The sequence below is a fragment of the Cryobacterium sp. PAMC25264 genome (assembly GCF_019443325.1).
Lineage (GTDB): Bacteria > Actinomycetota > Actinomycetes > Actinomycetales > Microbacteriaceae > Cryobacterium.
The window spans coordinates 1,275,521-1,289,147 of the sequence record NZ_CP080383.1 but is presented as its reverse complement, the minus strand read 5'-3'; the positions used below and the strand labels follow the sequence as shown (position 1 = coordinate 1,289,147).

The window sequence follows — 13,627 nt, the reverse complement described above, 5'->3', positions numbered from 1 at the left end:
CGTCGGTCGCGGTACAGATGGGAGGAATACGGGTTCGGGTGGTGGAGTGCAGCGGATGTGCCGGCGCTCAGGCGCGTCGCTCGGCGGGCAGGCCTTCCACGACGAGGGCGGCCAGGGTGCGCGCGGCCAGGCGCGTGATCGGCTTGAGATCTTTGTAGGACACGACACTGCCGGCGGCCAGCTGCGGGTCGTACGGGATCCGCACGATCTCGCGCACGCGAGACCTGAAGTGCGACTCGATCTCCTCGAGCTTGACCAGGTTGGTGCCCTGCGTGGCCGTGTTCAGGGCGACGACGGCGTTGCGCACGAGCTCGCCGTAGCCATTGGCTTCCAGCCAGGTGAGCGTCTCCGACGCCAGCCGCGCCTCGTCGACGCTGCCGCCGGAGACGATGACGATTGAGTCGGCCCGCTGCAGGGTCGCCCGCATGACCGAGTGCACGATACCGGTGCCGCAGTCGGTGAGCACGATCGAGTAGAACCGGGCCGCGAGGTCGGCGACGACGTTGTAGTCGTTCTCGTCGAACGCCTCGGAGAGCAGCGGGTCGGTGTCGCTGGCGAGGATGTCCAGCCGGGTCTCGTCCCGGGAGACCAGGGCGGAGAAGTCGGTGAAACCGCCGATGGAGGCGGCCTTGGTGACGACGTCGCGCACGGTCGACCTGGTCTGCTTGGTCACACGTTCGGAGAGCGTGCCGCGGTCGGGGTTGGCGTCGACGGCGATGATCCGGTCCTCGCGGGCGTCGGCGAGGGCCATTCCCATGAGCGCGGTGACCGTGGTCTTGCCCACCCCGCCCTTGCGGGTGAGGACCGGCACGAAGCGGGCGCCGCCCTCGAACTGCTTGCGGATGCGTTCGTCCATGGCCTGGTGAGCGCGCACGGCGGCAGAGTCGCCGAGGTTGATCAGGTGGAAGGAGGCGCTGTAGACGAACCGGTTCCAGCCGCCCTTGGGCGCCCGCCGGGTGCGCCGGTTGACCTCGAGCAGCCGGTCGGAGGTGAGCATCGAGGCGGACTCCGGGGCGACGGTGTCGGTGCGGGTGCGTTCGCGCCGGCTGCCGGTGGGCGCACCGGTCGGACCGGTGCCGAGCGAGAGCGCGGCGGCGGCGGTGCCGCTGGCTCCGACGGGAACGGCCAGCTCGCGCGCGGGCTGAGGGGTGACGATCTCGATGGTGTGCGTGCCGGGGTGGGCATGAGCCGACGGGTCGCCGGCCGTCCGGCCCGCTCCTGCGGGCCGCCCGGATCCGCGGGTCAGTGCGGACGACGGCGCAGAGGCCGCCGACACGGCCCGCGACCCGTCGCCCAGTGGCACCCCCAGGCTCTCGGGCAGTGCCGCCGCGAGGTTGTCGAAGGTATGCGGCGGGAGTTCGCTGTGATACTCGTCGCCGGCCCGCACCGAGGTGCCGGCGGCGCCCACGGCCCTGGCCGAAGCCGGAGCCGGGGTCAGCTCGCCGTCACCCTCGTCGTGCGGATAGGTATCGTCTGTCCGTTTATCTGTCACAGCAGACTCCTCGTTCCTCAGCGGGCCACGAATGAGGCCCAAATCAGGCCTCAGCCTAGCGTGGTCGCACCACCACGAGCAGGTCACCGGCGTCAACCTGCTGGGTGGTGGGAATCGCCACCCGCTCCACCACGCCCGCGATGGGCGAGGTGATGGCCGCTTCCATCTTCATGGCTTCGATGGACGCCACGCTCTGGCCGGCCACGACATGATCGCCGTCGGCGACCTGCAGGGTGACCACTCCGGAGAACGGGGCGGCGATCTGGCCGGGCTGGTTGGCATCCGCCTTCTCGGCGGCCTTGGTCACGACGGCGATGCTGCGGTCGCGCACGAACACCGGACGCAGCTGGCCGTTGAGGATGGTCATGACGGTGCGCATGCCCTTGTCGTCGGCCTCGCCGATCGCCTCCAGGCCGACGTAGAGTCGTACGCCCTTGTCGATCTCGACCGAGTGCTCGGTACCCTGGCGCAGGCCGTAGAGGTAGTCGACGGTGTCCACGACGGACAGGTCGCCGAACAGCTCGCGGATCTGCTGGAAGTGCCGGGTGGGCGCGGGAAAGAGCAGCTGGTTGAGCATGCCGCGCCGGGTGTCGCTGTCGCCGCCCAGGGCTTCTTTCTCGTCCGCGGTCAGCTCGGTGGTGCTCACGCGCACGTTCCGGCCCTCGAGGACCTTGCTGCGGAAGGGCTCCGGCCAGCCGCCGGGCAGGTCGCCCAGCTCGCCGGCCATGAAACCCACCACGGAGTCCGGCACGTCGTACTTGGACGGGTTGGCCTCGAAGTCGGCGGGGTCGGCGTTCACGGCGGCGAGGTAGAGGGCGAGGTCGCCGACCACCTTGGACGACGGCGTCACCTTGGGCACCCGGCCCAGGATGGTGTTGGCCGCCGCGTACATGTCCTCGATGAGCTCGAAGTCGTCGGCGAGGCCCAACGCCACGGCCTGCGTGCGCAGGTTGGAGAGCTGTCCGCCCGGGATCTCGTGCTTGTAGACCCGGCCGGTGGGGGCGCGGAGGCCGGATTCGAAGGGGTGGTAGACCCGGCGCACGTCCTCCCAGTAGGGCTCGAGGTCGCAGACGTTCTGCAGCGAGATACCCGTGTCGCGCTCGGTGTGCGCGAGGGCCGCGACGAGCGACGAGGCGGAGGGCTGGCTGGTGGTGCCGCCCATGGGCGCGCTGGCCACGTCGACGGCGTCGGCGCCGGCGCGGGAGGCCGCGAGCAGTGTGGCGAGCTGGCCGCCCGGAGTGTCGTGAGTGTGCACGTGCACCGGCAGGTCGAACCGTTCGCGGAACGCCGCGACGAGCTTCTCCGCTGCGGCCGGACGCAGCAGCCCGGCCATGTCCTTGATGGCCAGGATGTGTGCGCCGGAGGCGACGATCTGGTCGGCCAGGCGCAGGTAGTAGTCCAGCGTGTAAAGGTCCTCGGCCGGGTCGAGCAGGTCGCCCGTGTAGCAGACCGCAACTTCGGCCACGCTGCTGCCGGTGTTCAGCACGGCATCGATGGCCGGGCGCATCTGGTTGACGTCGTTGAGGGCGTCGAAGATGCGGAAGATGTCGACGCCGGTGTCGCTGGCCTCGCGCACGAACGCATCCGTCACCTCGGTGGGGTACGGCGTGTAGCCGACGGTGTTTCGACCGCGCAGGAGCATCTGGATGTTGATGTTGGGCAGCGCCTCGCGGAGGGCGCCGAGGCGCTCCCAGGGGTCTTCGCCGAGAAAGCGCAGCGCGACGTCGTAGGTGGCGCCGCCCCAGGCCTCGACCGAGAGCAGCTCCGGGGTGAGCCTGGCCACGTGCGGGGCCACGGCGACAAGGTCCTTGGTGCGCACCCGGGTGGCCAGCAGGGACTGGTGGGCGTCGCGGAAGGTGGTGTCGGTGACGGCCAACGCGGTCTGGGCGCGCAGGGCGCTCGCGAAACCGACCGGGCCGAGCAGCTGCAGCTTCTGGCGGGAGCCCTCGGGCGCCGGCAGCGAGAGGTCGATCTTCGGGAGCTTCTCCGCCGGGTTCATCAGCGTGATCGGCACCCCGTTGGGCTGGTTGACTGTGACGTCGGCCAGCCAGTTGAGGATCTTCGTGCCGCGGTCCTTCGAGGCGCGGCCGCGCAGCAGCTGCGGGCGCTCGTCGATAAACGAGGTGCTCAGGTCGCCGTTGGCGAAGTCGGGGTCTTCGAGCACGGCCTGCAGGAAGGCGATGTTGGTGGAGACGCCGCGGATGCGGAACTCCGCCAGAGCGCGCTTGGACCGGGTGACGGCGGAGGCGTAGTCGCGGCCGCGGCAGGTGAGCTTGGCCAGCATCGAGTCGAAGTGCGGGCTGATCTGCGCGCCCGGGTTGATGGTGCCGCCGTCCAGGCGGATACCGGCGCCGCCGGGTGAGCGGTAGGTGGTGATCTTGCCGGTGTCGGGCCGGAAACCCGCGGTCGGGTCCTCCGTGGTGATGCGGCACTGCAGGGCGAAACCGCGCAACTTGATCGAGTCCTGGCTCAGGCCCAGGTCGGCGAGGGTCTCCCCCGCGGCGATCCGGATCTGCGACTGCACCAGGTCGACGTCGGTGACCTCTTCTGTGACGGTGTGCTCCACCTGGATGCGCGGGTTCATCTCAATGAACACGTGCTGGCCGGCGCGTTCGCCCACGGTGTCGAGCAGGAACTCGACGGTGCCGGCGTTGACGTAGCCGATCGACCGAGCGAAGGCCACGGCGTCCTTGTGCAGACGCTGGCGGATCTCCTCGGGCAGGTTGGGCGCGGGCGCGATCTCGATGACCTTCTGGTGGCGGCGCTGCACGGAGCAGTCCCGCTCGAACAGGTGCACGGTCTCGCCCGTGGCATCCGCGAGGATCTGAACCTCGATGTGACGCGGGCGGAGCACGGCCTGCTCGAGGAACATGGTGGGGTCGCCGAAGGCGCTGTTGGCCTCCCGCATTGCTTCTTCGAGTGAGCCGCGCAGGTCGGCCATGGTGGCGACCCGGCGCATGCCGCGTCCGCCGCCTCCGGCGACGGCCTTGGCGAAGATGGGGAAGCCGATGTCCTCGGCGGCCGCGATGAGTTCCTCGACGTCGCGCGACGGTGCGCTGGACTTGAGCACGGGGACACCGGCGGCGATTGCGTGTTCCTTGGCGGTGACCTTGTTACCGGCCATTTCGAGCACGTGCGATCCCGGCCCGATGAAGGTGATTCCGGCGGCCGTGGCCGCTTCGGCCAGCTCGGGGTTTTCGGAGAGGAATCCGTAGCCGGGATAAATGGCGTCTGCGCCACTCTCCTTGGCCACCCGGATGATCTCGGCCACGTCGAGGTAGGCGCGCACGGGGTGACCCGGCTCGCCGATCTCGTACGCCTCATCGGCCTTGAGCCGGTGCAGCGAATTGCGGTCTTCGAACGGGAAGACGGCGACTGTCTTTGCTCCCAATTCATAGGCGGCGCGGAAGGCGCGGATTGCTATCTCTCCGCGGTTGGCGACGAGGATTTTGGTGAACATAGAGACCTTTCGATCCGGGAGCGGCACACAGCTGACGGTTAGGTTCTCTAAGACTAGTGAAGGTAACGTATCTACTTGTGCACGTACTTAGCGTTAGCTCCCTCAAGGGAGGGGTAGGCAAGACCACGGTGACCCTTGGTCTGGCTTCTGCTGCCTTCGCCCGCGGTGTTCGGACCCTCGTGGTCGACCTCGATCCGCAATCGGATGTCTCTACCGGGCTCGACATCCAACTCGCCGGCCACCTCAACGTGGCCGATGTGCTGGCCTCACCGAAGGAGAAAGTCGTGCGGGCCGCCATCGCGCCCAGCGGCTGGACCCGCGGCCGCCCCGGCACCATCGACGTCATGATCGGCAGCCCCTCCGCCATCAATTTCGACGGCCCGCACCCCAGCATCCGGGACATCTGGAAGCTCGAGGAGGCCCTCTCCACAGTGGAGAAGGACTACGACCTCGTGCTCATCGACTGCGCGCCCTCGCTGAACGCGCTCACCCGCACCGCGTGGGCCGCCAGCGACCGAGTTGCCGTGGTCACCGAGCCCGGCCTGTTCTCGGTGGCCGCCGCCGACCGCGCCCTGCGCGCGATCGAGGAGATCCGTCGTGGCCTCAGCCCCCGGCTGCAGCCTCTGGGAATCATCGTGAACCGGGCCCGCACGGCCTCGCTCGAGCACCAGTTCCGCATCAAGGAACTCCGCGACATGTTCGGACCTCTCGTACTCACCCCGCAGCTTCCCGAGCGCACCAGCCTGCAGCAGGCCCAGGGTGCGGCGAAGCCCCTGCACACCTGGCCCGGCGACAGCGCCCAGGAGATGGCGCACTACTTCGACCAGCTGCTTGACCGCGTGCTGCGCACCGCCCGCATCGGCGAGTACGCCGAGGCGACAGCGCGCTAGAAGGGTTCACACCCCCGCGAGCTGTGAGAAAAGCACCCAAACGCTTGCGTTTTGGGTGCTTTTCTCACAGTTCGCGAGGGATGGTTGATCGAGCCTGTCGAGATCCTAGGAGACCTTGCGGGAGACGCGACGGGCGGCGAGCTCGTCCGAGGGGTCGTTAGCCTGGGTGTCGAGTTCGACCAGGGTGGTCTCGACCTCGCGGAGGACCTTGCCCACGGCGATACCGAAGACGCCCTGGCCGCGGCTGACGAGGTCGATGACCTCGTCGTTGGACGTGCAGAGATAGACGCTGGCGCCGTCGCTCATGAGGGTGGTCTGGGCCAGGTCGTTCACGCCGGACTCGCGGAGCTGGTTCACAGCGGTTCGGATCTGCTGCAGAGAGATGCCGGTGTCGAGGAGGCGCTTGACGAGCTTGAGCACGAGGATGTCGCGGAAGCCGTAGAGGCGCTGGGAGCCGGAGCCGGCCGCGCCGCGCACGGTGGGTTCGACGAGTTCGGTGCGGGCCCAGTAGTCGAGCTGGCGGTAGCTGATGCCGGCGGCGCGGGCCGCGACGGCTCCGCGGTACCCGGAGTTTTCGTCCAGCTCGGGCATGCCGTCGGTGAAGAGCAGTCCCTGACCGTAGCGAGACGAATCGTCTCGGGGATTGAGCTCACTCATACGATCGCCTCTCGGGGGTGGATGCGAACCTTCAGGCCGCACTTCAACGTTAGCGAGGCCGACGGCCCCAACCCGTGACATCCGGTGCAAAGGCCCCGGCGTGTCTTGGGAACGGTGACGCGTGCGCGGATTGTGCTCCGCGCGCACCCACCAGTTGCGTGCCACGAGGAGTCGAGCACGCTGGCATACGTTGAACTTGCAGTCTACGACCTATTTGGTCAGGCGACCCAGGGCGGAGCGGATGAGGCTACCGCGGATCACTTCGAGCTGGCCGGCGATCTCCACGGCCATCTCGGCGGCCTTGGCCCGGCTGGAGGCGTCCTTGCGGCGCGCGAGCGGCACGAGCGCGCTCTCGATCAGGCCTAGCTCGCGTTCGGCCGCACCGCGGAACCCGCGCAGGTGCCGAGGTTCGATGCCGCTCTTCTGCAGGTCGACGAGGGCACGGAGCACCTGCAGGGCGTCTTCACCGTAGTGCTCGGCCGGCAGGATGATCGACGATGAGACGGCGTCGTGCAGGAGGGCTGCGGGGGCGCCGGACTCGCGCAACAGTTCGTCACGGCTGAAACGGCGGGCCACGACGAGCATGCTCGGCCCCGGAGCCCCTCCGCCGGGCAGGGACGGGGACAGACCGGCGTCGAGGTCGTCGAGGTAGGAGCGGATGACCTTCAGCGGTAGGTAGTGATCACGCTGCATCGACAGGATCAAGCGCAACCGATCCAGGTCGCCGCCGTTGAACTTGCGGTAGCCCGACTCGGTGCGGGCCGGGGAGACCAGCCCCTGCTCCTCGAGGAAGCGCAGCTTCGACGGGGTGAGGTCGGGGAATTCCGGCGTGAGCCGGGCGAGGACCTGGCCGATACTCAGTAGTGACGTCGCGCCCGGCAGCCTGGCCTGGGCGGAGGACGCCGGCACTAGTCGCTCGCCAGGTGTACGAGGTCGAGCCGCGAGGCGTAGAACGTCAGACGGAATTTTCCGACCTGCACTTCGGACCCGTCGGTGAGGACGGCCAGGTCGATGCGTTCGCCATCGAAGTAGGTGCCGTTGAGCGATCCGAGGTCCTTGACCTGGAAGGTGCGGCCTGAACGCAGGAACTCGGCGTGACGCCTGGAGACCGTGACGTCGTCGAGGAAGATGTCGGCGTTGGGGTGCCGGCCGACCGTGGTGACATCGGCGTCCAGGAGGAAGCGCGCACCGGAGTTGGGCCCGCGGCGCACCACCAGAAGGGCCGAGCCGGAGGGCAACGCGGCGATGGCTTCCTGCTCCTCGACCGTGACGTTCGAGTCGAGGGCGGCCAACGACGCCGCGAACTCCTGGCTGAACGTCATCGTCGTGTCGACGTTCCCCCTGGCGTTCTCGGGCGCTACCGTCTTCCCCGGCGACACCGTCTGCTCGGGTTCTTTCTTATCGTCGGAATCGACCACCGTGCACCTCCTACCGGTAAATCGTATCGGATGGAACCGGCCAACATTTGCTACGGCAGCCGAATCACCCGAACCGTTTCAATCGCGTAGATGACTCCGGCCCACCAGTAGAGGTACGCGCCCCAGAGCCCGAAGGCCCAGCCGACGGGCAGCGACCACCAGGACAGCTCGGGGAACGCCTGCCCGAGCATGATCATCGGAAGGGCGTAGAACAGGCAGAAGGTGGCGATCTTGCCCAGCTGATGCACCGGAAGCGGACCGAAACCGTGGTTGGCCAGCACAACTCCGAGGCCGAGCAGGAAGACGTCCCGGCCGACGACGACGGCCACGATCCACCAGGGGACGAGGTCGCGCCAGGCCAGCCCGATCAGTGCGGCGAAGATGTAGAGCCTGTCGGCTGCCGGATCGAGCAGCTGGCCGAGCCGGGTGATCTGATTGAACCGGCGGGCGATCCAGCCGTCCAGGAAGTCGGTGAGGCTGGACACCGCCAGCACCAGCAGCGCCCACGCATCGGCACCGTTGACGAGCAGTGCGAGGAAGACCGGCACGAGCCCCAGGCGCAGGAAACTGAGCAGATTGGGCACGGTGATCACCCGGGAGCTCACCACACTCGACTCGGGCCCTGTCACGTGTCGAGTCTATCGACGCGCCCACGGTTCCGGTCGGGCACGTCCCTCTCAGGCGGTCCTATCAGGCGGTGTGCCGGTCAGAGACGCTCTTCGCCGTGCTCTTCTTCTTGTCCGCCGCCGACGACTTCTGCTCCGCCGGTTTCTTAGCCGCCTTTTTCGCCCGTGATGCCTTCGCCCCCGACGGTGCCGGGGCAGGGTCCGCCGCCGCGGCGGTGCCCGTCCGGCTGCGGTCCACACTCCGGCGCAATGCCTCCATGAGGTCGAGCACCTCTCCCCCGCCCTCGTCCTCCGCGGCACCGAAGGTGGCCTCCGTGTCGATGGCGTCGCCCTTATCGAGCTTCTCCTCGATGAGCCGGCGCAGCTGGGCCTGATATTCGTCGGTGTAGGCGCCGGGGCTGAAGTCGGCCGCGAAGGACTCGACCAGGGCCGCCGAGAGGTCCAGCTCTCGGTCGGAGATCGTCACCGTGTCGTCCAGGACCGGGAAGTCGGCGGTGCGCACTTCGTCGTTCCAGAGCAGGGTCTGCAGCATCAGCACGTCACCCTGCACCCGGAGCGCCGCCAGCCGAGTCTTCTGCCGGAGCGAGAAGTGCACGATGGCGGTGCGATCGGATTGTTCGAGCGTGCGGCGCAACAGCACGTAGGCCTTGGGCGAGCTCCCGTCGGGCTCGAGGAAATAGCTCCGGTCGAACATGATCGGGTTGAGCTGGTCGCTGGGCACGAACTCGAGCACGTCGATCTCCCGGCTGCGTTCCTCCGGGAGGGACTTGAGGTCGGTATCGGTGATGATGACGGTCTTGTCGCCGTCGGTGAAAGCCTTGTCGATATGGGCGTAGTCCACGATGTTGCCACACACCTCGCAGCGGCGCTGGTAGCGGATGCGGCCGCCATCCGCGTCGTGCACCTGGTGCAACTCGACATCGTGGTCTTCGGTCGCGCTGTAGACCTTCACCGGTACGTTGACGAGGCCGAAGGTGATGGCGCCCTTCCAGATCGATCTCATCGCGCCTCCTGAACGCTCGTGGGCCGGTTGACGCTTCCAGTACACACCGTGTTGGCCCGCCCCGGCTAGACCGGAAGCGCCGCCAGGAGCAAGCTGGCCTCATGGCACATGGTGCAGAAGGTGCGGGACACAACCCGGCGGACGCCGCCGGGGCCCACCGCGAGGTCGTGACGGTGGGCGGCCGCCGGGTCACCCTCACCAATCTCGAGAAGGTGATGTATCCGGCCACCGGCACGACCAAGGCCGATGTCCTCGGCTACTACGCGGCCGTGGCGGATACGCTCATCCGGCACACGCGAGAACGGCCGGCCACCCGCAAGCGCTGGGTGCACGGCGTGGGCACCGCTGCCGAACCCGGCCAGGTGTTCTTCCAGAAGAACCTGGGCGACGGCACACCCGAGTGGGTCGAGCGACGCGAGCTGGAGCACAAGGAGCGCAGCACCGTGTACCCGCTCGTGAACGACCTGGCCACACTCACCTGGCTGGCGCAGATCGGCACCCTCGAGATCCATGTTCCGCAGTGGCGGTTCGATGCCCGGGGCGCCCAGAGCCCTCCGGACCGGCTGGTGCTCGACCTCGACCCCGGCGACGGGGTGGCCCTGTCCGAATGCGCCGAGGTGGCGCGCTGGGCACGGGCGCTGCTGCTGGACATGGGCCTGGAAGCCCGACCGGTGACGAGCGGGAGCAAGGGCATCCACCTCTATGCGGCGTTGGACGGCCGCACCAGTTCTGAGCAGGTGAGCCAGGTGGCCAGGGAGCTGGCCCGGGTGCTCGAAGCCGATCATCCGGGCGAGGTGATCAGCACCATGACCCGGTCGATGCGACCGGGCAAGGTCTTTGTGGACTGGAGCCAGAACAGCGCGGCCAAGACCACCATCGCTCCGTACAGCCTGCGCGGCCTGCTGCGGCCGTTCGTGGCGGCTCCGCGCACCTGGCGCGAGCTGGAGGCACCGGGGCTGGAGCAGTTGGACTACCACCAGGTGCTCAAACGGCTCTCCAGGACGCCGGACCCGCTGGCGGCCGTGGCCGACGCCGTCGAGGCGCACTCCGGCGCCGTGGCAGGCGCAGTGTCGGCCTCCGGGGCCGCCGCAGGGCCGGACGAGGACCGCCTGCACACCTACCGGAGCAAGCGGGACGCCCGGCGCACGCCCGAACCCATGCCGGAGGGCACGCTGGACGGCTCGCCGGCCGCCGGCGGAGCGGCCTTCGTGATCCAGGAACACCACGCACGGGCCCTGCACTTCGATCTGCGCTTGGAGCACGAGGGCGTTCTGGCCTCCTGGGCGCTGCCGAAGGGGGTGCCCACCGACCCGACCCACAACCACCTGGCCGTGCAGACCGAGGACCACCCGCTCGAGTACCTCGGGTTCGAAGGTGACATTCCAGCCGGTGAATACGGTGCAGGGACGATGTCGATCTGGGACCGGGGCGAATACAGCGTGGAGAAGTGGCGGGACGACGAGATCATCATGACCGTGCACGGCAGTCCCGGCGGCCCGCTCACGGCGGGTGGGGACGAGTCCGGGCGCACCTTCGCCCTCATCCGCACCGGGGGCGCCGGCTCCCGCAACTGGTTGATCCACCTCATGAAGCCCCGGCGCCCGCCGGCCGCGGAGACACCCGGTGCCGGCCAAGGCGGCTCGGCCCAGGACGCCCGTGTCACCAGCGCCCCACCTCGCGCCGCGGCATACTCCCCCATGCTCGCCCGGCCTGGCAGCCTGCGCGACCTCTCGGCCGAGACCGACTGGGCGTATGAGATGAAATGGGACGGCATCCGCATGATCGCCACGGTCGGAGCGGGCGCCGACGGAGCCGTGCGTTTCCTCACCCGCAACGGCAACGACGTCACGGCCGCGTTCCCCGAACTCGTTGACGACCTGCGCGCGGCCCTGGCCGCCCGGGCCGCAGTGCTCGACGGCGAGGTCGTCGCGCTGGACCGTCGCAACCGGCCCGATTTCTCCCTGTTGCAGACCCGGCTCGGGCTCACCGACCCGACCGCTGTGCGCCGAGCCCGCCAGGGCGCGCCGGTGCACTACTTCGTCTTCGACCTCCTCGAGCACGACTGGCGCCCCCTCGTCGAGCTGCCCTATGCCGAGCGCCGGCAGGGCTTGGAACGGTGGGTGCAGGGAACGGGCACCGTTCAGGTGCCGCCGGCGTTCGACGACCAGGATGCGGCCACGGTGCTGGCCACCAGCTCCAGGCTGGGCCTGGAGGGGATCATCGCCAAGGACACCCGCAGCGGTTACCTCACCGGACGCCGCGCCGACCGCTGGGTAAAGATCAAGCATGTGACCAGCCAGGAGGTCGTCATCGGCGGCTGGCGTCCCGGCGCCGGCCATCGATCCTCGACCCTGGGCTCGCTCCTGGTGGGGATCCCCACGCCGGCGGGGCCCGAAGCCGCCCCGGACGCACCCCGGCGGCTGCTCTACGCCGGGCGGGTCGGCACGGGCTTCCGCGACCGGGACCTCACTGCTCTCCGACGGCGCCTCGACGAGCTTTCGATGACGGACACCCCGTTCCAGGACGTGCCGGCGGCGGACGCGGCGGACGCCGTCTGGGTGGAGCCGGTGCTGGTCGGCGAGGTGGACTTCTCGGCCTGGACGCCGGCCGGCCGGCTGCGGCACCCCAGCTGGCGGGGGCTGCGGGCCGACAAGGACCCCGCCGATGTGGTGCGGGAAGAACCAGTGCGGGAGGCCGGCGTGGTTGAGGCCGGTGATTCCCGATGACCGAACCGGCCGCATCCGCCCTGCTCATCTGCCTGGTGATCGCGGGGCTGGCCTCGGCCGCCGCGTGGCTGCTGTCGCTGGCCACCCGCGACTACTCCTGGGCCGACAGGGCCTGGTCCATCCTGCCGGCCGTCTATCTCTGGATCTTCGCCCTCGCCGCCGACCCGCCGGATGCGCGCCTGCTCGTCCTGGCGGCGCTTGGCACCCTGTGGGGCGTGCGGCTCACCCTGAACTTCGCGCGCAAGGGCGGCTACCGGCCCGGCGGCGAGGACTACCGCTGGGCCGAACTGCGCCGGCGGATGTCGCCGCGCCGCTTCGCCGTCGTCAACCTGGTATTCATCTCGGTGACCCAAAACCTCCTGCTGCTCATGATCGCCCTGCCCGGCTGGATCGTGCTGCAGCACCCGGGCCGGTTCGGCGTCCCTGAGCTCGCCGCGACGGCCCTGTTCCTGGCCTTCCTGGCCGGCGAGAGCGTGGCCGATCAGCAGCAGTGGAGGTTCCAGCAGAAGCGGCGCAGGCTTCAGGCCGAGGGTGCGGCGGATCCGGGCTTCCTGCGGAGCGGGCTGTTCCGGTTCTCCCGCCATCCGAACTACTTCTTCGAGATCGCCCAGTGGTGGACCGTCGCCGTTTTCGGCGCCCTCGCGGCGGGCACGCTCCTGCAGCCAGGCACGCTGGGGGCGGTGCTGTTGACCCTGCTCTTTGTGGGCTCGATCGCCCTCACCGAGAGCATCTCGTTGGCGCGGCATCCCGGCTATGCCGGCTACCGGCGCGAGGTGTGGCCTCTGGTGCCGTGGTTCCCCAGGCGCCACGCTGACATCCGCGTGCCGGGGGCCGAGGACCCGTTCAGGCCAGGCGCGCCCTGAGTGCGGGCCAGCTGGCGGCGAAGCCCGGATGCAGGGGCAGCAGGTCGACGTCGGCCGGCGGCACCCAGCGCAGCGCGATGCTCTCGGAGTCGCTGATGACCGCGTCGAAGGCCTCACGGGCCTCCACCACCACGGTCGTATAGGACCAGAATCCGAGGTCGACCACCGAGCTGAAGCTGAACCGGAGCAGGTGCGCCGGCACACCGGCCTCTTCCCCGGCCTCCCGGATCGCGGCGTCGAGTGCGCTCTCGTTCTCGTGCCTGGCGCCGCCCGGGACACCCCAGGTGTCACCGTGATGGCTCCACACGGCCCGGTGCTGCAGGAGCACCCCTCGCTCGGCATGGTGCACGAGTAATCCGGCCGCGCCGTATCGACCCCAGAACCGGGAACCGTCCGGGCCGAAGACCCAGGCGTCCCCACTGTGTGCACTCACGCTGCCGCTCATCGCTTAAGCATGCCGCACCGGCCGGGGCCTGTTCTGCCGGGCCGGGT

Annotated in this window: 11 protein-coding genes; 3 read left to right on the top strand and 8 right to left on the bottom strand. The window is 69.2% G+C overall.

What is annotated here, in order from left to right:
- Nucleotides 1-67: 67 nt before the first annotated feature.
- Both KY500_RS05915 and KY500_RS05910 read right to left on the bottom strand, forming a co-directional pair.
- A complete protein-coding gene (locus tag KY500_RS05915) occupies nucleotides 68-1,492 on the bottom strand; it encodes a MinD/ParA family protein (RefSeq protein ID WP_255579832.1) in 1,425 nt (474 codons plus the stop codon).
- A gap of 55 nt (nucleotides 1,493-1,547) precedes the next feature.
- Nucleotides 1,548-4,952, bottom strand: coding sequence for a pyruvate carboxylase (locus KY500_RS05910; RefSeq protein ID WP_219902736.1), 3,405 nt, complete (start codon nucleotides 4,950-4,952; stop codon nucleotides 1,548-1,550).
- A 77-nt stretch (nucleotides 4,953-5,029) separates the two neighbouring features.
- On the opposite strand from KY500_RS05910, the gene KY500_RS05905 reads away from it, so the two are divergent.
- Nucleotides 5,030-5,842 (top strand): ParA family protein, encoded by an 813-nt coding sequence (locus tag KY500_RS05905; RefSeq protein WP_219902735.1) that lies wholly within the window; start codon nucleotides 5,030-5,032, stop codon nucleotides 5,840-5,842.
- Between the two features lie 105 nt (nucleotides 5,843-5,947).
- Here KY500_RS05905 and KY500_RS05900 read toward each other — a convergent pair whose 3' ends face one another.
- From KY500_RS05900 to KY500_RS05880, 5 genes are all read right to left on the bottom strand, one after another.
- Nucleotides 5,948-6,499 (bottom strand): MerR family transcriptional regulator, encoded by a 552-nt coding sequence (locus KY500_RS05900; RefSeq protein ID WP_066595049.1) that lies wholly within the window; start codon nucleotides 6,497-6,499, stop codon nucleotides 5,948-5,950.
- A gap of 210 nt (nucleotides 6,500-6,709) precedes the next feature.
- The gene (locus KY500_RS05895; RefSeq protein WP_066595048.1) at nucleotides 6,710-7,408 is read right to left on the bottom strand and encodes a MerR family transcriptional regulator; all 699 of its coding nucleotides are present in this window, start codon (nucleotides 7,406-7,408) and stop codon (nucleotides 6,710-6,712) included.
- A complete protein-coding gene (locus KY500_RS05890; protein WP_084021395.1) occupies nucleotides 7,408-7,821 on the bottom strand; it encodes an FHA domain-containing protein in 414 nt (137 codons plus the stop codon). The genes KY500_RS05895 and KY500_RS05890 overlap by 1 nt, the downstream gene beginning before the upstream one ends.
- 146 nt (nucleotides 7,822-7,967) lie before the next feature.
- Entirely contained in the window at nucleotides 7,968-8,546 is a 579-nt protein-coding gene (locus KY500_RS05885) for a CDP-alcohol phosphatidyltransferase family protein (RefSeq protein WP_255579831.1), read from the bottom strand.
- A gap of 61 nt (nucleotides 8,547-8,607) precedes the next feature.
- Nucleotides 8,608-9,546: a Ku protein gene (locus KY500_RS05880; RefSeq protein WP_219902734.1), complete on the bottom strand. Its 939-nt coding sequence runs from the start codon at nucleotides 9,544-9,546 to the stop codon at nucleotides 8,608-8,610.
- Between the two features lie 101 nt (nucleotides 9,547-9,647).
- Here KY500_RS05880 and KY500_RS05875 point away from each other — a divergent pair, with 101 nt between their 5' ends.
- Nucleotides 9,648-12,272, top strand: coding sequence for an ATP-dependent DNA ligase (locus KY500_RS05875; RefSeq protein WP_219902733.1), 2,625 nt, complete (start codon nucleotides 9,648-9,650; stop codon nucleotides 12,270-12,272).
- Nucleotides 12,269-13,135 (top strand): DUF1295 domain-containing protein, encoded by an 867-nt coding sequence (locus KY500_RS05870; RefSeq protein WP_219902732.1) that lies wholly within the window; start codon nucleotides 12,269-12,271, stop codon nucleotides 13,133-13,135. The genes KY500_RS05875 and KY500_RS05870 overlap by 4 nt, the downstream gene beginning before the upstream one ends.
- Here KY500_RS05870 and KY500_RS05865 read toward each other — a convergent pair.
- The gene (locus tag KY500_RS05865; protein WP_219902731.1) at nucleotides 13,116-13,580 is read right to left on the bottom strand and encodes an NUDIX domain-containing protein; all 465 of its coding nucleotides are present in this window, start codon (nucleotides 13,578-13,580) and stop codon (nucleotides 13,116-13,118) included. The genes KY500_RS05870 and KY500_RS05865 overlap by 20 nt on opposite strands.
- Nucleotides 13,581-13,627: the final 47 nt, after the last annotated feature.

Excerpts from the sequence above, each read along its gene's own strand:
- KY500_RS05910 (WP_219902736.1), bottom strand. The coding sequence starts at position 4,952 with ATGTTCACCAAAATCCTCGTCGCCAACCGCGGAGAGATAGCAATCCGC.
- KY500_RS05900 (WP_066595049.1), bottom strand. The coding sequence starts at position 6,499 with ATGAGTGAGCTCAATCCCCGAGACGATTCGTCTCGCTACGGTCAGGGA.
- KY500_RS05890 (WP_084021395.1), bottom strand. The coding sequence starts at position 7,821 with ATGACGTTCAGCCAGGAGTTCGCGGCGTCGTTGGCCGCCCTCGACTCG.
- KY500_RS05880 (WP_219902734.1), bottom strand. The coding sequence starts at position 9,546 with ATGAGATCGATCTGGAAGGGCGCCATCACCTTCGGCCTCGTCAACGTA.
- KY500_RS05875 (WP_219902733.1), top strand. The coding sequence starts at position 9,648 with ATGGCACATGGTGCAGAAGGTGCGGGACACAACCCGGCGGACGCCGCC.
- KY500_RS05870 (WP_219902732.1), top strand. The coding sequence starts at position 12,269 with ATGACCGAACCGGCCGCATCCGCCCTGCTCATCTGCCTGGTGATCGCG.
- KY500_RS05865 (WP_219902731.1), bottom strand. The coding sequence starts at position 13,580 with ATGAGCGGCAGCGTGAGTGCACACAGTGGGGACGCCTGGGTCTTCGGC.